We start from the raw sequence: 21,638 nt of genomic DNA, 5'->3' as shown, positions 1-21,638 counted from the left end.
CTGGCATGGTGTTTATGGTGCAAGGTTTGGTCAATTTAAATTCTGAATTGATATAAGATTTTGATTGTAAGTATAATTTTTCAATTCAAATTTCTGGCCTGCTTATTGCTTTTCCCATGTTGTCTTGACCTTAATGGGAGATGTAATGATGAAGCGCTTTGTAATGAAGTGGTTGGTGGGTGCATTGATGCTGGTCATGATGACAGCGGCCAATGCAGCTACCAAGGTTGATGAGGTCGGCTATCTTTACGCTGACGGCGGCTTGCCTAGTGATGCTGTCTTTTCTCATAGCCTAGATGCGGGTGTTTATGAGTTGTCCTTGCTGGATTACGCGTTTCCGGTTGCATTTGTGAACGGAAGCTTCGGCATCAATGTATTCAGCGGGGCCACGCTTATCAGCACATTCTATGGTTCCGGCACGTTCCTCCTGCCTGAATTGACCGGTGGTTCTTATCTGTTCAGTGTGTTTGGCGACGCTAACAACGGCATTGGAGTCGGCTCTTTCGGCTTTACCGTCTCATTGGTGCCGGAGGCTGACACTTGGGCGTTGCTTTGCGTAGGGATAGGCTTGCTGGTGGCGTATACCTCACGCCGCAGAACGCCTGCTATTTCTGATAAAGCATAAGGATCGGATCATGAAAAAATTATTGAATGCAGTCAAATATCTGCTGGTGGCATTGACCTTTTCTGGCAGCATGGCGGCGCAGGCCGCACCGGTGTTCGAGGTGGATGCCGCGACCACGATCCCGGGTATATACAAATACAATGTGGCATTGCTGGCCGGCGATTATTCACTGACGCTCGAGGATGTGGACAGCAGCTTTTCCTGGCTGGGTGTGACGATCGGGCAAGGCGCAACGCAATTCGGCACCTTGAACTTGCTGGGCAGCGTGGACGAGGGTGTGTTGAACTTCTCCATTGCCAACACCGGCATATATACCGCCCTGTTGTTTGCCCAGGGTAGAATCGGTCCTGTCAACCTGGCGATTACTGCCGTGCCTGAGCCGGAAACGGCCGCCATGTTGATGGCCGGGTTGAGCCTGGTTGCCTTTAGCTCACGGCGCAGGCGCAAACTGTAATAGCGTCCGACATCCAGTCATTGTAAGATTCATGGGAGCTTCGGCTCCCATTTTTATTAATGTGGTCTGGATTAGGTACAGGATAAAGGCTGGCGTGCGATATTTACTGATGTTCTGCTTGATGCTGCAAAGCCTGGGAGCGCTGGCGGGCGAGGCAATTTCCCTGCGCACCCCCAATAGGGACGGCTACAATCTGCAGCCGGAGAATGTGGCGGTGGTGGTGAATACCGATCAGCCGGAAAGCGTGCAGGCCGGGGAATATTACCTCAAGGTACGCCGTATCCCGGCGGACAACCTCATCAAGGTCAGTATTCCCGGCAGCCCGAAGAAGCTCAGCGCGCAGTATTTCGGCCAGCTCAAACAGGAGATCGACGCCCAATTGCAGCCCAGGCACCAGGCCATCGTCATGATGTGGACTGCTCCTTATGCCGTGGAGTGCAACTCGATCACTTCCGCCATCACCATGGGTTTCGATCCCGAACAGTGCGCCAATACCTGCGCGCCTGCCAAGCATCCCAGCCGTTATTTCAATTCGCGCTCGCTCAAGCCTTTCAATGACATGGGGTACCGCTTGTCCATGCTGTTGCCGGTACAGTCGTTCGAGGATGCCAAGGCCTTGATCGACCGCGGTTTCGCCAGCGACTATAGCGCACCGGCGGCCACCGCGTATTACTTGACGACATCGGACAAGAACCGCAGTAGCCGCGCCTTGTTTTTCCCGCCTTCGGGCAAGGTAGCGCAGCGCTATCTTGAGATCAAGAACCTCAAGGCTGACAGCATCCGCGACGTGCAGGACGTCATGATCTACCAGACAGGGCTGGTGAAAGTGCCTTTTCTCGAGACCCTACAGTTTTTCCCTGGCGCGCTGGCTGACCACCTGACTTCTGCTGGCGGCGATTTGCTGGGCAATGGCCAGATGAGCAGCCTGCGCTGGCTGGAGGCGGGTGCCACGGCAAGCTATGGTACAGTGTCCGAGCCTTGCAATCATTGGCAGAAATTTCCCAACCCGGCTGTGTTGCTCAAGCATTACCTGTTGGGTGCCACGGCCATCGAGGCTTATTGGAAAAGCGTGGCCTGGCCGGTGCAAGGGGTGTTTATCGGCGAACCGTTGGCCTCGCCTTACAAGCGGTAGGGGCGGCTAACAAACCTCTCCTGTCGTTGTTGCTCTGCCTTCGTGCTGCTTGTACTGCCTGCGGCAGAGCGCTTAGCCAGGATCGCATCGCTGAGGCTTGTTAGCCATCCTTAGTTCGTGTGCGAGTTGTGGTGTCTGCCGCCTCTATGAGATAATCGGCAACTAAATTGATTGCGCAAGCAAAAGCCGTCTGGACGGCTTTTGCTGTTTATTGGGTAGGGATATATGCCAGTTATTCGTTTGCCAGACGGTTCCGAACGCAAGTTCGATGGGCCAGTGACTGTCGCAGAGGTTGCGATGAATATTGGTGCCGGTTTGGCACGTGCCGCATTGGGCGGCAAGGTCAATGGCAAAGCCGTGGATACCTCGTATCAAATCACGGACGACGCGGATCTGGCGATCATTACCGACCGCGATGCTGAAGGCCTGGCTATTATCCGCCACTCTACCGCGCACTTGCTGGCGCAAGCGGTTAAGCAGCTTTTCCCCGATGCCCAGGTTACTATCGGGCCAGTCATAGAAAATGGATTTTTCTATGATTTTTCCTATAAGCGTCCTTTTACGCCAGAAGATCTGGAAAAAATCGAAGCGCGCATGCAGGAGCTCGCCAAGCGCGACATTCCTATCGTGCGCACCGTGATGGAGCGTGACGAGGCGGTAGCCTACTTCAAATCCATCGGCGAGCAATACAAGGCGGAAATCATCGGCTCTATCCCTGCCGACCAGGAAATTTCACTCTATACCCAGGACGATTTCACCGACCTGTGCCGCGGTACTCATGTGCCATCGACAGGCAAGCTCAAGGCATTCAAGCTCATGAAGGTGGCGGGGGCTTACTGGCGCGGCGATTCCAACAACGAAATGCTGCAACGCATCTACGGCACGGCCTGGGCCAAGAAAGACGATCTGGATGCCTATCTGCACATGCTGGAAGAGGCGGAGAAGCGCGACCATCGCAAGCTGGGACGCCAGCTGGATTTCTTCCACATGCAGGACGAGGCGCCAGGCATGGTGTTCTGGCACCCGCGCGGCTGGGTGATCTGGCAGGAAGTTGAGCAGTACATGCGCAACATGTTCCGCGAGTTCGGCTATCAGGAAGTGCGCACCCCGACCATCATGGACCGGGTTATGTGGGAAAAGTCCGGGCACTGGCAAAACTACCATGACAATATGTTCACCACCGCCTCGGAAAACCGCGATTATGCGGTCAAGCCGATGAACTGTCCCGGGCATATCCAGATATTCAACAGCACCCTGCATAGCTATCGCGACCTGCCGTTGCGCCTGGCCGAATTCGGCTCCTGTCACCGCAACGAGCCGTCGGGCGCCCTGCACGGCTTGATGCGCGTGCGTGGTTTTACCCAGGATGACGCGCATATCTTCTGTACCGAAGATCAGGTCAAGGACGAGGTGGCCGATTTCATCGTCATGCTCTACAAGGCCTACAAGGATTTCGGTTTCAACGAGGTACTGGTCAAGCTATCCACCCGGCCTGCTAAGCGTGTGGGCACCGACGAAGCCTGGGACAAGGCCGAAGAGGCGCTGGCAGTCGCCCTCAAGCAGAACAACCTCGAATTCGAGCTGCAGCCGGGCGAGGGCGCTTTCTATGGCCCCAAGATCGAGTTCACCCTGAAGGACAGCCTGGGCCGCTTGTGGCAATGCGGCACCATCCAGCTCGACTTCAACTTGCCGGAGCGCCTGGGCGCGGAATACGTCGACGAGGACAACTCCCGCAAGCATCCGGTCATGCTGCATCGCGCGATCGTCGGTTCCATGGAGCGCTTCCTCGGCATCCTGATCGAGAACCATGCAGGCGCCATGCCGGCTTGGCTTGCGCCGGTGCAGGCCATGGTGCTCAATATCAGCGACGGGCAAGCTGAATATGTCACTTCCGTGGTCGAGGAGTTGCGGAAAAATGGCTTCCGCGTCGATTCGGACTTGAGAAATGAGAAAATAACCTATAAAATCCGCGAGCATAGCTTGCAGAAGCTGCCTTACCTCCTGATTGCAGGTGAGCGCGAAATGCAAACTGGTCAAGTGGCCGTGCGTACCCGCAAGGGCGAAGACTTGGGTTCAATGCCGGTAAGCGCTTTCATTGAGCGCTTGCGGAGCGACATTGCTGACAAGGTCTAGAATGCCCGCGTGAGTAGCGCGGTCTATTATTTTGGCCTTCAATATTAAATAACGGGAGATTTTGCGATAGCTCAGGAAAAGGAATTGCGGATCAATGGCGATATTACTGCGCCACAGGTTCGTCTGGTTGGGGTGGATAACGAGCCGTTAGGCATCGTCAGTCTGAACGAAGCATTTGCCAAGGCAGAAGAGGTGGATACCGACTTGGTCGAGATCGCGCCGCAGGCAAGCCCGCCTGTGTGCCGCTTGATGGATTACGGCAAATACAAATATGCCGAGAGCAAGCGTCAGCACGAAGCACGCCTCAAGCAAAAGCAGGTGCAGGTAAAGGAAGTCAAGTTCCGCCCTGGTACCGATGATGGCGACTACCAAGTCAAACTGCGCAATCTGATCCGTTTCCTGCAGGAAGGCGACAAGGCCAAGGTGACCTTGCGTTTCCGTGGTCGTGAAATCACCCACCAAGAACTCGGCTTGGCATTGTTGAAGCGGGTCGAGGCGGATTTGACCGAACACGCGGTGGTGGAACAGTTCCCGAAGATGGAAGGCCGTCAGATGGTGATGGTGCTGTCACCGCAAAAGAAAGCAAAGCCTTGAGGCCCTCGGGCGGCAAGGTTTGTGAGTAGTAGTAAGCAGTAAGGAAGCGGCGACGAGGCCAAAGGCATGCCCGATCGCTCTTTTTTCAATATCCCTTTATAGGAGAACAAAATGCCAAAGATGAAGACCAAGAGCAGCGCCAAGAAGCGCTTCAAGTTCTTGGGAAATGGCAAGGTGAAGCGTACCCACTCCCACCTGCGTCATATCCTGACCAAGAAGACCACCAAGCAGAAGCGTAACCTGCGCGGCACGGCTATTATTTCCTCCACTGACGTCAAGCGCGTACGCGCCATGATGCCAACTCAATAAGGAGATAAGAGATGCCTAGAGTAAAGCGTGGTGTTATTGCCCGTGCGCGTCACAAGAAGGTTCTGAACGCTGCCAAGGGTTATCGTGGTCGTCGTAAGAATGTCTACCGCATCGCCAAACAGGCGGTGATGAAGGCTGGTCAATATGCTTACCGTGACCGCCGTCAGAGAAAGCGTCAATTCCGCGCACTGTGGATTGCACGTATCAATGCCGGTGCCCGTGAGTATGGCTTGACCTACAGCCGTTTCATCAACGGCCTGAAGAAGTCCGCGGTTGAAGTCGACCGCAAGGTGCTGGCCGATCTGGCAGTGTTCGACAAGCAGGCATTTGCCAAGTTTGCCGAACTTGCTAAATCCGGTCTCGCCGCTGCCTAAGCAACAGCAATAAGAAAAGGAGGCCTCGTGCCTCCTTTTTTTTCCGGGTTTTTCCACAAGCGGCCATGTCGATATGATGGCGTATGGCATTAAACATAGTGGTCGTTTATGAAAGCATCCGTGAGGACAACACCATAATATGCAAAATCTAGATCACATCATCAGCGAGGCACAGCAGGATTTCGCGGCCTGTGCCAACATTGCCGACCTGGAGCAGGCCAAGGCGCGCTACCTCGGCAAGAGTGGCAGCCTGACAGAGGCCTTGAAAGGCCTGGGCAAGCTTTCTACAGAAGAGCGTCCTGCAGCAGGCGCGGCCATCAACGTCGTCAAGCAGCAAGTCGAATCGGCACTCAAGCAATGCCGTGACGCGATTTTGCAGGCGGAGCAGGACCGCCAGCTTGCCAGCGAGACGATCGACGTTACGCTCCCAGGCCGGAGCGCCGGTACAGGCGGGCTGCACCCGGTATCGTTGACCTTGAGGCGCGTGGAAGAACTGTTCCGCTCCATCGGCTTTGAAGTGGCGGAAGGCCCCGAGATCGAATCCGATTTCTACAATTTCACCGCGCTCAACATCCCGGAAGACCACCCTGCGCGTGCGATGCATGACACGTTCTATGTCGACGACAAGCATGTACTGCGCACCCATACCTCGCCAGTGCAGGTGCACTATATGCAGGACAAGGCGCCGCCGCTCAAGATCATTGCGCCGGGCCGCGTATATCGCGTCGATTCCGATGCCACGCATTCTCCCATGTTCCACCAAGTGGAAGGTTTGTGGGTGGATGAGCACATCAGCTTCGCCAACCTCAAGGGCGTGGTGCAGGACTTCCTGCAGCGCTTCTTCGAGCGTGACGACTTGCAGGTACGTTTCCGCCCGTCCTTCTTCCCATTCACCGAGCCTTCTGCGGAAATGGACATGAGCTGGAATGGCGGCTGGCTGGAGATCGGCGGCTGCGGCATGGTGCATCCCGAGGTGTTCCGCCATGTTGGCATCGATAGCGAAAAATACCGCGGTTTTGCCTTCGGTCTCGGCGTTGAGCGCCTGACCATGCTGCGGTACGGCGTCAATGACTTGCGCCTGTTCTTTGAAAACGATTTGCGCTTCCTCAAGCAATTCGCCTAGCCCTTACTTCTGGACAGATCAATACTATGCAATTCTCTGAACACTGGCTGCGCCAATATGTAAATCCTGCCCTGGACAGCCAGGGCCTGAGCCATGCCCTGACCATGGCAGGGCTGGAAGTGGAGGAGCTGGAGCCGGTCGCTCCCGAATTCACCAAGGTGGTGGTGGCTGAAATCATCAGCGCCGAGAAGCACCCGGATGCAGACCGCCTGCAGGTGTGCAAGGTCAATGTCGGCAGCGGTGAGCCGCTGCAAATCGTCTGCGGTGCGCCCAATGCCCGTGCCGGGCTCAAGGCGCCCTGCGCGCTGGTGGGGGCAGAACTGCCTGGCTTCAAGATCAAGCAGGCCAAGGTGCGCGGCGTCGAATCCTCCGGCATGATGTGTTCCGCCAAGGAACTGGGTCTGGCCGAGGAGAGCGATGGCATATTGGAGCTGGCCGCAGATGCGCAGGTCGGCCAGGATATCCGTGAGCTGTTCGACCTCAACGACAAGCTTTTCACCCTCAAGCTCACACCCAATCGTACCGATTGTCTCAGCATCGCCGGCATCGCACGTGACGTGACGGCATTGACCGGCGCGCCATTGAATCTGCCAGAGATTGCTCCTGTCTCGGTTGTCCATGCGCAACAACTGGCGGTCGATGTCCGTGAGCCCGAGGCCTGTCCACGCTATGCGGGCCGCTTGATCCAGGGTGTCGACGCCACCGCCGCAACGCCGGACTGGATGGTGCGTAAACTCGAGCGCAGCGGTATCCGCAGCATTAGTGCAATCGTCGATATCACCAACTACGTGCTGCTTGAGCAAGGCCAACCCCTGCACGCCTTTGATGCCGACAAGCTCCAGGGCGGTATTCAAGTGCGTTATGCGCGCAATGGCGAGGAATTGCTGCTGCTCAATGGCCAGCAAGTCACCTTGAGCAATGACATATTGGTGATTGCCGATGACAAGGCTCCTCTGGCCCTGGCTGGCATCATGGGCGGCGAAGCAAGCGCTGTTGGTGACGCCACCCGCAATATTTTCCTCGAAAGCGCTTTCTTCGCCCCAGCCGTAATCGTGGGCAAGGCGCGGCGTTTGAATTTTTCTACCGATTCTTCTTACCGTTTCGAGCGCGGCGTTGATTTCGGCAATACCCTGCAGGCCTTGGAACGCGCGAGCCAACTGGTATTGGAAATCTGCGGCGGGCAGGCGGGGCCGGTCACCGAGGTATTGCACCAATTGCCTGAGCGCAAGCCGGTGCGTCTGCGCCTGGCGCGCCTGAATTCCGTATTGGGGATTGTCCTGGATGCGGAGGCGGTCGGTACATTGCTTGGCCGCTTGAATTTCAAGTTTGCTGCCGTGGATGGTGGTTTTGAAGTGACCCCTCCCAGTTACCGTTTCGATATCGAAATTGAGGAAGATCTGGTCGAGGAAATCGCCCGCCTGCACGGATACGACAATATTCCGGCATTGGCGCCGCACGACGAGCAGCGCATGTTGCCTTCGCCCGAAGCTAGGCTGAACCGCAACCGTCTGCGCGATACCTTGGCTGCCAGCGGCTACCAGGAAATCGTCAGCTACAGCTTTGTCGATGAAAGCTGGGAGCGCGATTTTCTCGGCAATGCCAGCCCGATTGCCTTGAAGAACCCAATCGCAAGCAATCTGAGCGTGATGCGTACCGGCTTGTGGGCAGGCCTGATAGAGACCTTGATCTACAATCTCAACCGCAAGCAGGAGCGTGTGCGCCTGTTTGAAATCGGCTCGGCTTATTTCGCCGAAGAGGCCGCCTACCGCGAGGTCGGGCGGATTTCCGGTTTGGCCTACGGCAGTGCTGAGCCGGAACAGTGGGCTACGGCTGCTCGCGAGGTCGATTTCTTCGACGTGAAGGCCGAGGTGGACCGCCTGGCAGGAGGGCGTGTGCAGTATGTTGCCGCGCAGCATCCTGCATTGCATCCAGGCCAGACGGCCCAGGTCCTGCTGGACGGGCAGCCCATCGGCTGGATAGGGAAATTGCATCCCAAGTGGCAGCAACATTACCAATTGCCGCGCAGTGTGATCCTGTTCGAGCTGGATGTGGAGCCATTGTTGCAGTCCAGCGTGGCATCCTATGTCCAGGTTGGCAAGTTCCCTCCAGTGCGCCGCGACATTGCCGTCGTGGTCGACCAGGCTACGCCAATCCAGTCGTTGCTGGATACCATGCGATCCAGCAAAAATGCATTGATCAGCGACATTGCGTTGTTTGATGTCTACCAGGGGAAAGGCATCGCTGAAGGGAAGAAAAGCCTTGCATTTCTTGTGCTTATGCAAGATACTCAAAAGACTTTGACCGATGCAGAAGCCGATGCAGTAATGACCGGGTTGCTGGATTTGTTGGCTCAGCGACATGGTGCAGCATTAAGAAATTAGAAAAAGTAGTAGGGAAGGGTTTTGCATGACATTAACAAAAGCTGATTTGGCTGATTTACTGTTTGAACAAGTGGGGTTGAACAAGCGCGAAGCCAAAGACATGGTGGAAGCATTCTTCGAAGAAATCCGTACGGCACTGGAAGCTGGCGACAGCGTCAAGCTCTCGGGTTTCGGCAATTTCGAGTTGCGCCAGAAGTCCGAGCGTCCAGGCCGCAATCCCAAGACAGGCGAGGAAATCCCGATCACCGCCCGCCGCGTCGTGACTTTCCATGCCAGCCAGAAGCTCAAGAGCAAGGTAGAGGAGGCATATGCCGGAGCAAGCGCCTAAGGTTCAACTCCCGCCGATTCCCGCCAAGCGCTATTTCACCATTGGCGAAGTCAGCGAGTTGTGCGGGGTCAAGCCTCATGTATTGCGGTACTGGGAGCAGGAGTTCACCCAGCTCAAGCCAGTGAAGCGTCGTGGCAACCGCAGGTATTACCAGCACCATGAAGTACTGCTCATCAGGCGCATACGCGAGTTGCTCTACGAGCAGGGCTTCACCATCAGCGGAGCACGCAATCGCCTGGATGAAAGCGGCGGCAACGCATTGAGCCGCGAAGTGGAGTCCAGTGAGGGGCTCGCTCTGAATGCGTCGTTACCGACAGTTCCCGTCGATGTAGCGCCAGCTGTCGATTTGATAGCGTTGCGCTCGGAACTGCGTGAAGTATTGAGTTTACTAAGCCAGCATTAACAAAACCCCGTTTTTATCTGTGCTAAATCCAGTATTTTCGATATAATCTCTTTCTCGCTTCCGGCCCTGTCGGAAGCGTAGGTTCGGGGCGTAGCGCAGCCTGGTAGCGTACTTGCATGGGGTGCAAGGGGTCGTGTGTTCGAATCACACCGTCCCGACCAAAAAAAATCTATTAAAGCCAGTTATTCTGAATTGAATAACTGGCTTTTCGCTTTTATAGGCAACAATCTTCTCTTGATAATCACAGGAATTCAGCTCACTCCCATTCAATATTGCTCGTCAGATATGAGTGCTGAAACCATAATGCATCACGATGGCCCTCGTATTTTTCCTCTGAAAATCCAGCCTGAATGTAAGACAAAAATTAGACTAGGTAGTATATTAACGAAAACGTAGGCATGGGATGCATCATCCCAATATCAAATCGTGGCAGTTCTGCACAGTCGTCAATAACTCTTGGAGGAGTGTAGTAATGAGTCTTGATAGTTTGAAGGGTCTAGGTATTAAGGTTCCGTACAAAAATAAGTATGACAATTACATTGGCGGAAAATGGGTTGCACCGGTAGATGGCGAATATTTCGACAATATCAGCCCGGTGACCGGCAAGGTGTTCTGCCAGGTGCCGCGTTCGAACGAAAAGGACATCAACCTGGCGCTGGATGCGGCGCATGCTGCCAAGGATGCCTGGGGCAAGGCTTCAGGCACCGAGCGCGCCAATGTCCTGCTCAAGATCGCGGATGCGATGGAAGCCAATCTTGAAACCATCGCGATTGCGGAAACCATAGACAACGGCAAGCCCATCCGCGAGACCATGGCCGCCGATATTCCGCTGGCGATCGACCATTTCCGTTATTTTGCAGGCTGTATCCGTGCCCAGGAAGGTGGGATCAGCGAGATTGATCATACAACCGTGGCTTACCATTTCCATGAGCCGTTGGGCGTTGTCGGGCAGATCATTCCATGGAACTTCCCGATCCTGATGGCGGCCTGGAAGCTTGCGCCCGCATTGGCGGCAGGCAATTGCATTGTCATGAAGCCTGCCGAGCAGACACCGGCCTCGATCCTGGTGGTGCTGGAAATCATCGGCCACCTGTTGCCGCCTGGCGTGCTCAATGTGGTGAATGGGCATGGCGTCGAAGCCGGCAAGGCATTGGCGACCAGCCCGCGCATTGCCAAGATTGCATTTACCGGTTCCACTTCCGTTGGTCGCCTGATCATGCAATATGCCAGCCAGAACCTGATTCCGGTGACGCTGGAGCTGGGTGGCAAGTCGCCCAATATCTTCTTCGAGGATGTGATAGACAAGGATGATGCTTATTTCGACAAGGCGCTGGAAGGCTTTGCGCTGTTTGCCTTGAACCAGGGGGAAGTCTGTACCTGCCCGAGCCGTGCCTTGATCCAGGAATCCATTTACGAACGCTTCATCGAGCGTGCTATCAAGCGTGTGAAGGCGATCAAGCAGGGCAGCCCGCTGGACAAGTCGACCATGATCGGTGCGCAGGCTTCCAGCGAGCAGGTCGAGATCATCATGTCCTACATCAAGCTCGGCCAGGAAGAAGGCGCGGAACTGCTCACAGGCGGCAAGGCGACTAAGCTGGGTGGCGACTTGAGCGATGGCTATTACATCGAGCCTACGGTGTTCAAGGGCCACAACAAGATGCGTATCTTCCAGGAGGAAATCTTCGGGCCGGTCTTGTCCGTGACGACGTTCAAGGACGAGAAGGAGGCGCTGGAAATCGCCAATGACACTATGTACGGCCTGGGCGCAGGCCTCTGGACCCGTGACGGCAGCCGTGCCTACCGTGTCGGCCGCGGTATCCAGGCGGGGCGTGTCTGGACCAATTGCTACCACCTCTATCCAGCGCATGCCGCATTCGGCGGCTACAAGCAGTCCGGTATCGGCCGTGAGAACCATCGCATGATGCTGGATCATTACCAGCAGACCAAGAACCTGCTGGTGAGCTACAGCCCTGATGCGCTAGGCTTCTTCTAAACTTTAATGTCGAATGACTAGTCCAACGCCCAGGTATGCGAGTTCAAGCCTGGGCGTTATTATTTGTGGCAAAGCAAATGCCAAGAAAAGCAAATGCCAAGTTATGAGGAGGACTTATGAGTGCCAGCCGGATTACTGCCACGCCATCGGCCGCAGCTTTGATTGATGAGCTGCGCGCCAGGCATGGTAATCTCATGTTTCACCAGTCAGGCGGGTGTTGTGAGGGCAGTGCGCCCATGTGCCTGCAGGAGGGCGAGTTTCTGCTCGGCACCTCGGATGTCAAAGTGGGCGAGGTGCACGGCGTGCCGTTCTACATGAACAAGACCCAGTTCGAATATTGGGAGCATACCCACCTGACGCTGGATGCGATTCGCGGGCATGGCGGCATGTTCTCGCTGGAGCAGGCGACCGGCAAGCATTTCCTCATCCGTTCGCGTTTGTTCACGGACGAGGAGCTGGCGGATCTGGAACCTGTGGAGCAGTGCGGGTGATCGAAGTGTGGCCATGAGCGTTGGCAACCTTCAATGCCAGCAGCAAGCCAAGAAAAACGCCGCTAAGAGTAATCTCGTAGCGGCGTTTTCACCCTAGCTCAAATAAATGACGCTCCCATGCGATGACTTCAAAAGTTGGGTGGCTTTTCTTTGATTTAAGGAATCGGTCAGAAGTCGATTTGCGCCGACACGCGGAATACGCGCGGCGCGCCCGGGATCAGGTAGCCCCCGAAAGCGCTGGATGCATCGCCCCAATAGAACTTGTTGAACACGTTGTCCACGCCAGCGCGGAAGGTGGTTGCGGTATTGCCGAGCTTGGCCGTGTAGCGTGCGCCCAGGTTCAGCACGTGGTAGCCCTCCACTTTCCTGTTCAATGCCGCTATCTCGTTGTTCGGCGCGAAGTTTTTGCTGGATGAGTAGAGCCATGTCGCGTTCAGTTTAAGGGCTGGCAAACCTGGCCAAGTATATTCGCTATACACCGCTGACTTGAACCTTGGCACGTTCCCGACCTGCTTGCCCTCGATGCGCGCATCGTCCGTGCCTTCGGCCTTGGCCTGCAGCGCGGTAAAGCTGGCGCCCAGCATCCAGTCGCGCGTGACACGCCCCTGTGCGGCGAATTCCAAGCCACGGTTGACCTGCGTGCCGTTGATGACATAGGTCGGCGTGGCATCGACGTATTCGTGGTTGCGCTTGATCTGGAATACGGCGGCAGACAGGCTGACATTGCTTGTCACGTCAGCTTTCACGCCGAGTTCAAGCTGCCTGGACCTGCTGGGGTCCATGATGATTTCGGCGTTGGTGGTGCCGGTCGGCGCCGTGCCGCCCGGTTCCAGGCCTTGCGAATACGAGCCGTAAACCGCCAGTGACGGCTGAAGGTTGTAGAGCAGGGCGAAGCTCGGCAAGACAAAATCGTCATCCGTACGCCGCGTCGTCTCGCCCGAGGCATTGAACTGGTCGCGCTTGAGCTGCACGTAGCGCACGCCAGCGTGCAACCTGAGTTGGTCAGTGAGCGCCATGACATCCTGCACGAATATTGCACGCTCCTCATCCTTGCGGCGCAAATGCACCGGATTGACGTCGGCGAGCGCGAAATTATCGTAGTAGACCGGATTATAGATATTGCTTTCGCCGACATAGTTGAATACGTAATCGGCAAAGTGGTCGCGACGGTTCAGCGTGGATACGCCTGTGGTCAGCTCGTGGCGCACGCCGCCTGTCGTGAAGCTCCCCTGCAGCAGGGCCTGGGTCGTCGTGATCGAGCGCTTGTCGTTCTTGCGGCGCAAGTCGTACATCGAATAGCCGCCGTCGCTGCAATAGCCGACGATCAGCCCTTGCGCCTGGCAGCCGGAAGGCAAGGTCACCGCATCATCACGATGCAAGGTCGATTGGTTGGCTTGCAGGATGGTGCGCCAATCGTCATTCAACGCATAGTCGAATTTCACGCCGAGGTTGTAGCTGTCATCGACGACGGGACGGCTCCAGGACTGGTCATTGAGCATCTGCTTGGCGCGGATGCCGGTCGGAATGCGTTGCTCCGGCCCGAGCAACTGGAACCCGGGCACGGTCAGTTGCGACTTGTGCTGGTAGTCGAGATCAAGCTGCAACAGCGCGCGTTCGCTCAGCCGGAAGTCAAACGCGCCCGAAATGAAGTTGCGGTTGCCTGTCGAGCCGTCGACATACGACTTGATGTCTTCCGCCGCGGCATTGATGCGGTAACCGAAGACGCCGTCCTCGGAGCGCCCGCCCAGGTCTACCGCGCCGTACACCGTGCCGCGTTCACGCACCTCGAACGTTGCCGAACGCAGCGGAGCGTCGGTAGGGCGCTTGGTCACGTAGTTGAGCATGCCGCCCGACGCGGCGATCCCTGCCTGCAGGCCGGCGAGGCCTTTCAGTATCTCGATGCGCTCCTTGTTTTCCATCGGCACCCTGGCCTGCGCAAGAATCACCATGCCGTCCTTGCGATAGTTGGCGCCCTGGTCGAGCACGAAGCCGCGGATCGCGAACCAGTCGGCCAGGCCGACCGCGTTGTAGGAGTTTTGCACGCTGGCATCCCACTTCACCGCGTCGGTCGCGGAGCGTACGCTGCGGTCCTGCATCTGCTCCTGCGTGATCACGTTGACCGATGCTGGCGTTTGCAGCAACGATGTTTCAGGGAAGCTGCCGATGCTGGCGCGGCGCGCCACGCCATCAGTCGATGCGGAGGTGACGACGACCTCCGGCAGTGCGTTATCGCTGTTATCGGCGGTCTGTGCCAGCGCGGCAGGCGCATAAGCGCAGGCAACGGCCAGCATGCTGAGTTTTTGACGGAAAGTAAAAGCAGGCATTGTGTGTTCACTCGCGTTGAGGAAAAGCACGCGCAGGAACGGACAAAGGGCCTACCTCGGGGGAAATGAATCGACTTTGAGTGGCTTTGCGCTTTCCTACGCTGGCATTATCCAGGTCAGGTTCAAGGGTATGTCTCACCCGAAGATCGGCTCTTCAGGACCCCTAGCGTGGGTCGTATACTAACAAAGAATGCGCGGAAAATGCCAATTTTCGTTGCAAACAGGGTTGCATGCTACGCATGTAGCCAATTAACGCGTGCTCAATCGGGTCGTACGGAAAAGTGTGCAACGCCATTCAATGGAGAGAGGCGGGGGAAGGAGCTTCCGGCCACAGCAAGTGCAGGTGCGGCAGCACATTATGCTCGCCGATCTGGCTGGTGAGCCCCGCGCGGCGCAGCTTTTCCAGGATGTTGGGCCTGGCCTCGGCGATCACCAGCCGGATCTGGTGCTGTCTGCAAGTGTCCAGCAGGTTCCACAATGCCTGCATGCCGGTGGCGTCCATGATCGGCACGCGCGACATTCTCAGCACAATGGTGTCGGTATCCTCGCGCAGGGTTTGCAGGCGGTGCTGCAAGTGCTCGGCAGCACCGAAGAAGAACGGCCCTTCCAGGCGATAGACCAGCGTGCTCGATGGCAGGCGCCATTCGCGCTGGCCGTATTCCTGCTGCAAGTCATCGTCACTCAGTTGCGTCACGTTCACCGTGTCCGCCATGCGCTTCATGAACAACAATGCGGCAAGCACGACGCCGATATTGACGGCAATCACCAGGTCGCTGAACACGGTGAGCAGGAAGGTGATCAGCAGCACCGCCACATCCGCGCGCGGCGCTGTCCTCGCCATGTGCAGGAAGCGATGCGCCTCGCTCATGTTGTAGGCCACCACGAACAGGATGGCCGCGAGCGCCGCCAGCGGGATATTCACGGCCAATGGCGCCAGCAAGACCACGATCAAGACCAAGGTGACCGCATGCACGATGCCGGATAACGGGCTGTTGGCCCCGTTGCGGATATTGGTCGCGGTGCGGGCCAGCGCGCCGGTGGCGGCGAACCCGCCGAACAATGGCGAGGCGATGTTGGCAATGCCCTGCCCGATCAGTTCCTGGTTGGATTGGTGGCGCGTGCCTGCCATATTGTCGGCAACGACGGCCGAGAGCAACGACTCGATGGCGCCAAGCAGCGCAATGGTGAAGGCTGGGCCGATCAGCTCTATCATGACGGCAGGGCTGATGCCCTCGGGCAGGGCAAAATGCGGCAAAGCCTGCGGGATGCCGCCGAACGCGCTGCCTATGGTGGCAACCTGTTCAGGTTGAAAGACAGACTGCACGATAGTGGCCGCCACGATCGCGACCAAGGGGCCGGGAATTTTTTTCAGATAGCGGTTGGACAGGAGCAGCACTGCCAGCGTGAACACGCCAAGCAATGCGGTCTGCCATTGCAGCTGCGGCAGGGCTTCCAACAGGTGCCAGAGTTTCTCGTGGAAGTGATGCGAGGCTTGGGGCGTGAGGCCGAAAAAATCCTGCCATTGCCCGACGAAGATGATGACGGCGATCCCGCTGGTGAAACCGATGATCACCGGTTCCGGGATATAGCGGATCACGCTGCCCATGCGCGTCAGCCCCATGACGAGCAGCATGATGCCCGCCATCAGAGTGGCGATCTGCAGGCCTGCAATGCCGTATTTTGCCGTAATGCCGGACAGGATGACGATGAACGCCCCTGTCGGCCCGGTAATCTGCAGGCGGCTGCCGCCGAACAGGGAGGCCAGCGTGCCGGCGACAATCGCCGTGTACAAGCCTTGCTCGGGCTTGGCGCCGGAGGCGATCGCGAACGCCATGGCGAGAGGAAGGGCGACGACCCCGACGATCAGCCCCGACATGATGTTGCGGGACCAATACCGGCGCGAGAGCAGGCCGGCACGCTTGGCTTCAAGAATGGCGATCATGGTGTAAAGGCATGGCAAGGGATGTAATCGACAGGCATATCATAGCCTTTTCGCCGCAAGATTACCGAGGCTTAGAGCCGCTAACAAAACCCTTCTGGCGTTGTTGCTCTGCCTTGCCGTACTAGTTGTACTGTCTGCAGCAGAGCGTCTAGCCAGAATCGCTTCGCTGGGTTTTGTTCGCGGCTCTTAAAGTGATTCGACAAAATCCAGCAGCAATTGCCGGTCCAGCGGAGACATCTGCTGCACCATGTTGCGGGACTCCTGCGCCTCGCCGCCGTGCCACAGGATGGCTTCCAGGATAGTCCTGGCGCGGCCATCGTGCAGGAAGCCTGCGTTCGGCTCCACCTGCTTCGCGAGGCCGATCCCCCAGAGCGGCGGGGTGCGCCACTCGCTGCCAGTGGCGGAAAAGTCCGGGCGGTGGTCCGCCAGTTCCGGCCCCATGTCGTGCAACAGCAGGTCCGTGTAGGGGGCGATGCTTTGGTTGCCCAGTGCGGCCAGCCTGGGGAATTCGTTTGTCCTGACTTCAGGCAGGTGGCAGGCCGCGCATTGCGCCTGGCGGAACAGTGCGGCGCCCCGTTGCACCCGCGAATCTTCCTGATGGCGCGGCGAGGGCACGGCAAGCGCCAACTGGTAGAGCTCCATTTGCGCGAGCTGGGTCGCCGTGATTTCTGGCGTGCCCGATACGGGGGCGTGCTGGCAGGCTGTTTGACCTTCGGCGCAATTGCCATGGGGAAACAAGTAGGAGGACAAGCCCATATCGCCGGCCAGAGCGCTTGCCGTCTGCTCGCGCAGCGTCGCCACATTGGCCTTCCAGCCAAAGCGCCCGATCACGTGTCGTTGCTGCTCCATGCTCCAGACGCGGTTGAGCCTTCCATTGATCTTGCCGGGCTTGGGCTGCGATTCCAGTGCCATCAGGGTGCTGTCCGCAATGGCTTCGAGCAGGCCCATGCCATAGATGGCGGGCGCGATGCGGGCCGAGGTTTGCAGGTCGTCCGGTAGCGGGCCATAGGCCAGGTTGCTGAATGTGATGGTCGGTTTGCGCAGGCGCACGCGCTCTCCGCCGTTCAATGATATTTCGCTTTCCTCGTAACGCACATGGGCGCGGCCTTCGGCCTCGACGCCAGGCGCGCCGAATTCCTGTAACTGGTCGCCATATAATGGATGGGGCTGCGGGCCGCCTTTAGGTGCCTTGCCAGGGACGCTCAGGCGGACCAGCATGGCGCGCATGGATTCTTCCGGGCCGTCAGGCGCGAAGCCGCGCCCGTTCTTGGCATGACAGGCAATGCAGGAGTTACGGTTATACAAAGGCCCCAGCCCGGCAATATCGCGGTCTTGCGCCGGGGAAATGATCCAGCTTTGCCGGACCAGCCCGCGGCCTAGCTGGAACTGCAGGTTTTCTTGCGAGGAAAGCGGATGTATGGGCTGGTTATAGGCTTCGCGGCTCGAGAGGCGGGTCAGTACCTGCACCGGTTCATCGCCGTGGGTAGCGGCTGGAGCCAGGGTGAGAATGCAAACAGCGAGGGACAGGATGCTGCGCATAGCCCCAGGATTACGGCTGTGACGCGATGCGGGCGGCTTCCTGGTAGCGCTTGTGCATGACTTGCTGCCACCGGCTGATGTCCGCTTGCTGGGGAGGCTGCAGGGATTCTGCCGCGGTTTCGTCGATCGGTAACTTTTGCAGCAGCTCCCTGGCCTTGGTCACTTGCGGCGCATCGGCGCCCAGCTTGGCGCTTGCATTCTCGATGGCGCTGATTGCCTGTTGCAGGGGCGCCAAGTTGAGGGTGATGATGGCATCGAACAGCGCATTGGTGGCCTCTTGGCGCGCTAGCCCGCGACGGTTGTCGTACACAAAGGCCGGATTGTTCTCGAATGGATTGAAGTAACCGGCAGGTTTGTCTGCGTACACCGAAGGCCTGACCGGCAACTTGCGGATATCGGGGTGGAACAATAGCCGCTGGCCTTGTTCGGAGAGCACGAATGCGCTGAACGCCTTCGCGCCTTCGGGGTTGACCGCATGCTTCATGATGGCGACGTGAGCAGGGGAATAGCCAGTCAATTTAGGGTAGGCAAACTGCAATGGCGCACCGTTGGCAATGGCGGATGCCGTGAAGAAATCGATGGTCAGCCCTGCGAACAGGCGGCCGCTGGCAACATCGTCAGTGACGAAAGTCGCGCCCGCAGTCACCAGCTCCGCATTGGCGGAGATGGCCTGCAACAGGTTCCAGCCCGCCTGCCAGCCGTAACCTTGCAACAGGATATCAATGAGCGGCGGCGCATAGCCGACCTTGGAAGGGATGGGCAGCGCTACCTTGCCTTTGAACCCCGGCTGGCTGAGGTCTGTCCAGTCATGGGGAACAGGCAGTCCGGCGGCGGCCAGGGCCTGCGGGTTGCTCACGATGCCGTATCCGGCAATCTCCGTGGCAATATGGTGGCCTTCGCGCAAGGGAAAGCCGTTGACGGTTTCAGGCAGTCCATCCAGGTTGATATCCAACGGCTGGAACGCCTGCATTTTCTCCAGCTGGGCGAAATTGCGCTGGGCAGGCGTCCAATAAACATCGACAGCTTGACCGGATTCCTTGAAATAAGCCATCGCATCGCGCGATTGGCGCCAGAGTACTTCTAATTTGTATTGTGGATACTGCTTTTCAAAAGCCGCTTCGACCTGCGAAACGACTTCTTGCGGATAGCTGGTCATGACGACCACTTTGGCCGTCTCGGCCAATGATATCTGGCTAATAAGCAGCAGCCAGACAACGAGAATTCGGGTCGGCCAGCGCAATGCTGCCTTGATAGTGAGAGCGCTGACCATTGGGTTTCCTATCTATTAGTTAACTATTTAAAACTTGCGTGTTACGTTGACAAACATATTGCGGCCTTCCATGTAGAAGCCTTCAGTATATGCATAGTTTTTGTCTAGTATGTTGTTGATACCAGCCTCGGCAAACCAATCGGCATTGACTGCATACATGGCCTTAATGTTACCAGTCGCATAGCCTTTGGCTGACAGCCAATCAGTGACTGTGGAGTCCTGGCGGGAGTAACGCGATGATGCCGCTTCGACACTTGCCAGCACTTGCAAGGCGCTATTCACTTTCCATTTACCGTATGCAAACAGCTTCTGACGAGGCACATTGGTCAAGCGTTGGTCATTGCTGAGGTTGTCACGGTTGATAAAGGTGTAGTTACCGCCCAATTCAACATCATCACTCGCAAACCAGGTTGCGCTCAACTCGATCCCCTGGCTTTCTACTTTGCCGATATTGCGGAACTGGAAGCATTGGCCTCCGCCTGCGGAACAAGCGGAATTTGGCAAGCTGACAGACTGGATCATGTCTTTGGTATCAATAAAAAATACCGCTCCTTGCAGTTTTAATTCTGGCAGTACAAAAGCACCAGCACCCAGTTCATAATGGGTTGCTCTTTCTGTATCTAGGCCAGGATTGGGCACCGCACGACCGAAACGGCCAGAGAAACGATCTTTCATGGTTGCAAAGCGGCTTTTCCTGGCCACTGTGAAGTGAATGTCGCTATCCTCTGTTGGTTTATAGAACAAACCAGCCTGGGGATTCCACGCATGAGCATCGCCATTCGGGAAATCGTAAATCTGATTTGAATTGTTTAAACCTTCAGCCTTAATAGTGTCACGCTTGTCATAGCTGACACCCGTCACCAAGCTTAGTTTTTCGGTGAAGTGATGGGTATCTTCAATACCCAATGAAATAGTGCGGTCTTCAAAAGTTTGAACCGGGTTACCCTTGTTGTGTTCTTCGTGCTTGTCATGCTTGTAGTGGGCAGCGAGCTTCAGAGTATTGGTCTTGGCAATATCGAAACCTAGTTCGGCGCTGGCACCATAGGTGTCATCATTATAGATACTCGTGAATGAACTGTTTCTGGTCATCGTGGCATACCGGGCATCGTCATAGCTTTCCAATACATTCTTGAACTTGTCATAGAAAGCCCGGACTTTCAGGTAGGCGCTATCACCAAAAGTAGTGCGTGAAATGAAATACAGGCTCTCCTTATCCCATTTGGGCCAGTCCCAGTAATTTGCAGTGCGGCCACTGTCGCTGCCAGCGTATACAGGACTGCCTTTCGTGCCTTGCTGGTTGATGTAGTTCAAACTGTATTCATTGCCTTCGCTCGGGGTCAGGCCGATTTTCAGGTTGATTTTTCCGTCCCTGTTATAAGCGCGCTCCCTGTCTCCGCCGTTCTCATACGCATTGGGCTTGTAATCGCTGGACATACGGGAGCGCTCATTGTCTACGTATGAGGTATTGGCTTGCCAGTACCATGTTTCGTAATTACCACCCATGTTGACATCGGTAGCATATCCATTGAATTTAAGGTTGCGGTCAGTCTTGATACCTGCAGTGATGCTGCCTTCAAACTCTTTTGTTGGCTTGCGGCTGACTAGGTTGATCGCACCGCCTAATGTGTTGGGGCCGTACAGAACGGAACTGAACCCCTTGGACAATTGGATCTTGGATAGATCGAAAGTATTGAAACGGCCCAGATCGACGTAGCCATCGTAGGTGACGTAAACCGGAATGCCGTCTACGAACACAGGCACCTGGCGTAAATCAAACCCACGCAATTGCACCAGTTGTTCATTGCGTTGGCCGCCTTGGGTCATGCTGACGCCAGGCAAAGTGTTGAGCGCCGTGCCCACTGTTTCGCGGTTGAACAGGCGCATATCCTCTTGCGTAATGGTGTCGTCAGAGAGCCTGATATCTTCTGGCTGCTTGGTAGTGGTGACATTGATTTCACCCAAGGTAAAAGGCGCAACTTCCGCCAAAGCGACTTGAGTATTGGCTGCCAGCGCGGCAATCACTGCCAGCTTGAGCGGTTTTAGGTAATTGGACATTGATCTCCCCGATGCTAAGTAGTTGAAACAAAGGCGGGATTAAATATTAATTCAATATATTTGTAAATATATAACGAATATTATTTTGATGAATCTGGAAGATGCATATGCATAGATGACAGGGTTCGGGGAGAAGCCCTGGCGGGAAACCTTGCGCAGCTTGAATTA

18 protein-coding genes, 1 tRNA gene and 1 riboswitch are annotated in these 21,638 nt (G+C 56.4%); of the genes, 14 read left to right on the top strand and 5 right to left on the bottom strand.

The window, feature by feature from the left end; translation table 11 throughout:
* Nucleotides 1-145: 145 nt before the first annotated feature.
* From ACW4YW_RS10355 to ACW4YW_RS10290, 14 genes are all read left to right on the top strand, one after another.
* A complete protein-coding gene (locus tag ACW4YW_RS10355) occupies nt 146-625 on the top strand; it encodes a hypothetical protein (RefSeq protein ID WP_457137456.1) in 480 nt (159 codons plus the stop codon).
* Nucleotides 626-635: 10 nt separating this feature from the next.
* On the top strand, nt 636-1,079 hold the full coding sequence (locus ACW4YW_RS10350) for a PEP-CTERM sorting domain-containing protein (RefSeq protein ID WP_457137455.1): 444 nt from the start codon (nt 636-638) through the stop codon (nt 1,077-1,079).
* Nucleotides 1,080-1,173: 94 nt separating this feature from the next.
* On the top strand, nt 1,174-2,211 hold the full coding sequence (locus tag ACW4YW_RS10345) for a TIGR03790 family protein (protein ID WP_457137454.1): 1,038 nt from the start codon (nt 1,174-1,176) through the stop codon (nt 2,209-2,211).
* A gap of 225 nt (nt 2,212-2,436) precedes the next feature.
* Nucleotides 2,437-4,344 (top strand): threonine--tRNA ligase, encoded by a 1,908-nt coding sequence (thrS, locus tag ACW4YW_RS10340; protein WP_457137453.1) that lies wholly within the window; start codon nt 2,437-2,439, stop codon nt 4,342-4,344.
* An 84-nt stretch (nt 4,345-4,428) separates the two neighbouring features.
* Nucleotides 4,429-4,938 carry a translation initiation factor IF-3 gene (gene infC, locus ACW4YW_RS10335; RefSeq protein ID WP_457137452.1) on the top strand — a complete coding sequence of 170 codons (510 nt, stop codon included), beginning with the start codon at nt 4,429-4,431 and terminating at the stop codon, nt 4,936-4,938.
* 111 nt (nt 4,939-5,049) lie between these two features.
* Entirely contained in the window at nt 5,050-5,247 is a 198-nt protein-coding gene (rpmI, locus tag ACW4YW_RS10330; protein WP_011480222.1) for a 50S ribosomal protein L35, read from the top strand.
* A gap of 11 nt (nt 5,248-5,258) precedes the next feature.
* Complete coding sequence (rplT, locus tag ACW4YW_RS10325; protein WP_011480221.1) at nt 5,259-5,621, top strand: 50S ribosomal protein L20; 363 nt, start codon at nt 5,259-5,261, stop codon at nt 5,619-5,621.
* A gap of 139 nt (nt 5,622-5,760) precedes the next feature.
* Complete coding sequence (gene pheS / locus ACW4YW_RS10320) at nt 5,761-6,744, top strand: phenylalanine--tRNA ligase subunit alpha (protein ID WP_457137451.1); 984 nt, start codon at nt 5,761-5,763, stop codon at nt 6,742-6,744.
* Nucleotides 6,745-6,770: 26 nt separating this feature from the next.
* The gene (gene pheT, locus ACW4YW_RS10315) at nt 6,771-9,125 is read left to right on the top strand and encodes a phenylalanine--tRNA ligase subunit beta (protein WP_457137450.1); all 2,355 of its coding nucleotides are present in this window, start codon (nt 6,771-6,773) and stop codon (nt 9,123-9,125) included.
* Nucleotides 9,126-9,150: 25 nt separating this feature from the next.
* Nucleotides 9,151-9,453 (top strand): integration host factor subunit alpha, encoded by a 303-nt coding sequence (locus tag ACW4YW_RS10310; RefSeq protein ID WP_226757146.1) that lies wholly within the window; start codon nt 9,151-9,153, stop codon nt 9,451-9,453.
* On the top strand, nt 9,434-9,856 hold the full coding sequence (locus tag ACW4YW_RS10305; protein ID WP_457137449.1) for a MerR family transcriptional regulator: 423 nt from the start codon (nt 9,434-9,436) through the stop codon (nt 9,854-9,856). The genes ACW4YW_RS10310 and ACW4YW_RS10305 overlap by 20 nt, the downstream gene beginning before the upstream one ends.
* 84 nt (nt 9,857-9,940) lie before the next feature.
* Nucleotides 9,941-10,017, top strand: a tRNA-Pro gene (locus tag ACW4YW_RS10300).
* Between the two features lie 311 nt (nt 10,018-10,328).
* Nucleotides 10,329-11,849 (top strand): aldehyde dehydrogenase, encoded by a 1,521-nt coding sequence (gene adh, locus ACW4YW_RS10295; protein ID WP_457137448.1) that lies wholly within the window; start codon nt 10,329-10,331, stop codon nt 11,847-11,849.
* Nucleotides 11,850-11,965: 116 nt separating this feature from the next.
* Complete coding sequence (locus ACW4YW_RS10290; protein WP_457137447.1) at nt 11,966-12,340, top strand: DUF779 domain-containing protein; 375 nt, start codon at nt 11,966-11,968, stop codon at nt 12,338-12,340.
* 167 nt (nt 12,341-12,507) lie between these two features.
* On the opposite strand, the gene ACW4YW_RS10285 is transcribed toward ACW4YW_RS10290, so the two are convergent.
* The 5 genes from ACW4YW_RS10285 to ACW4YW_RS10265 form a co-directional block, all read right to left on the bottom strand.
* Nucleotides 12,508-14,664: a TonB-dependent siderophore receptor gene (locus ACW4YW_RS10285; protein ID WP_457137446.1), complete on the bottom strand. Its 2,157-nt coding sequence runs from the start codon at nt 14,662-14,664 to the stop codon at nt 12,508-12,510.
* Between the two features lie 76 nt (nt 14,665-14,740).
* A riboswitch (TPP riboswitch) is annotated at nt 14,741-14,839 on the bottom strand.
* A 120-nt stretch (nt 14,840-14,959) separates the two neighbouring features.
* Entirely contained in the window at nt 14,960-16,606 is a 1,647-nt protein-coding gene (locus ACW4YW_RS10280; RefSeq protein ID WP_457137445.1) for a SulP family inorganic anion transporter, read from the bottom strand.
* A 186-nt stretch (nt 16,607-16,792) separates the two neighbouring features.
* Complete coding sequence (locus ACW4YW_RS10275) at nt 16,793-18,145, bottom strand: di-heme oxidoreductase family protein (RefSeq protein ID WP_457137444.1); 1,353 nt, start codon at nt 18,143-18,145, stop codon at nt 16,793-16,795.
* 10 nt (nt 18,146-18,155) lie between these two features.
* The gene (locus tag ACW4YW_RS10270; RefSeq protein ID WP_457137443.1) at nt 18,156-19,415 is read right to left on the bottom strand and encodes an ABC transporter substrate-binding protein; all 1,260 of its coding nucleotides are present in this window, start codon (nt 19,413-19,415) and stop codon (nt 18,156-18,158) included.
* A 27-nt stretch (nt 19,416-19,442) separates the two neighbouring features.
* Nucleotides 19,443-21,470 carry a TonB-dependent receptor plug domain-containing protein gene (locus ACW4YW_RS10265; protein ID WP_457137442.1) on the bottom strand — a complete coding sequence of 676 codons (2,028 nt, stop codon included), beginning with the start codon at nt 21,468-21,470 and terminating at the stop codon, nt 19,443-19,445.
* Nucleotides 21,471-21,638: the final 168 nt, after the last annotated feature.

The organism is Methylobacillus pratensis (genome assembly GCF_054072455.1).
The sequence above is the reverse complement of the archived record's forward strand: the minus strand, read 5'-3'. Positions and strand labels throughout refer to the sequence as shown.

Coding starts and splice junctions, on each gene's coding strand:
- ACW4YW_RS10355 (WP_457137456.1), top strand. CDS start 146: ATGATGAAGCGCTTTGTAATGAAGTGGTTGGTGGGTGCATTGATGCTG.
- ACW4YW_RS10350 (WP_457137455.1), top strand. CDS start 636: ATGAAAAAATTATTGAATGCAGTCAAATATCTGCTGGTGGCATTGACC.
- thrS (WP_457137453.1), top strand. CDS start 2,437: ATGCCAGTTATTCGTTTGCCAGACGGTTCCGAACGCAAGTTCGATGGG.
- rpmI (WP_011480222.1), top strand. CDS start 5,050: ATGCCAAAGATGAAGACCAAGAGCAGCGCCAAGAAGCGCTTCAAGTTC.
- rplT (WP_011480221.1), top strand. CDS start 5,259: ATGCCTAGAGTAAAGCGTGGTGTTATTGCCCGTGCGCGTCACAAGAAG.
- pheS (WP_457137451.1), top strand. CDS start 5,761: ATGCAAAATCTAGATCACATCATCAGCGAGGCACAGCAGGATTTCGCG.
- pheT (WP_457137450.1), top strand. CDS start 6,771: ATGCAATTCTCTGAACACTGGCTGCGCCAATATGTAAATCCTGCCCTG.
- ACW4YW_RS10310 (WP_226757146.1), top strand. CDS start 9,151: ATGACATTAACAAAAGCTGATTTGGCTGATTTACTGTTTGAACAAGTG.
- ACW4YW_RS10305 (WP_457137449.1), top strand. CDS start 9,434: ATGCCGGAGCAAGCGCCTAAGGTTCAACTCCCGCCGATTCCCGCCAAG.
- adh (WP_457137448.1), top strand. CDS start 10,329: ATGAGTCTTGATAGTTTGAAGGGTCTAGGTATTAAGGTTCCGTACAAA.
- ACW4YW_RS10290 (WP_457137447.1), top strand. CDS start 11,966: ATGAGTGCCAGCCGGATTACTGCCACGCCATCGGCCGCAGCTTTGATT.
- ACW4YW_RS10285 (WP_457137446.1), bottom strand. CDS start 14,664: ATGCCTGCTTTTACTTTCCGTCAAAAACTCAGCATGCTGGCCGTTGCC.
- ACW4YW_RS10280 (WP_457137445.1), bottom strand. CDS start 16,606: ATGATCGCCATTCTTGAAGCCAAGCGTGCCGGCCTGCTCTCGCGCCGG.
- ACW4YW_RS10275 (WP_457137444.1), bottom strand. CDS start 18,145: ATGCGCAGCATCCTGTCCCTCGCTGTTTGCATTCTCACCCTGGCTCCA.
- ACW4YW_RS10270 (WP_457137443.1), bottom strand. CDS start 19,415: ATGGTCAGCGCTCTCACTATCAAGGCAGCATTGCGCTGGCCGACCCGA.
- ACW4YW_RS10265 (WP_457137442.1), bottom strand. CDS start 21,470: ATGTCCAATTACCTAAAACCGCTCAAGCTGGCAGTGATTGCCGCGCTG.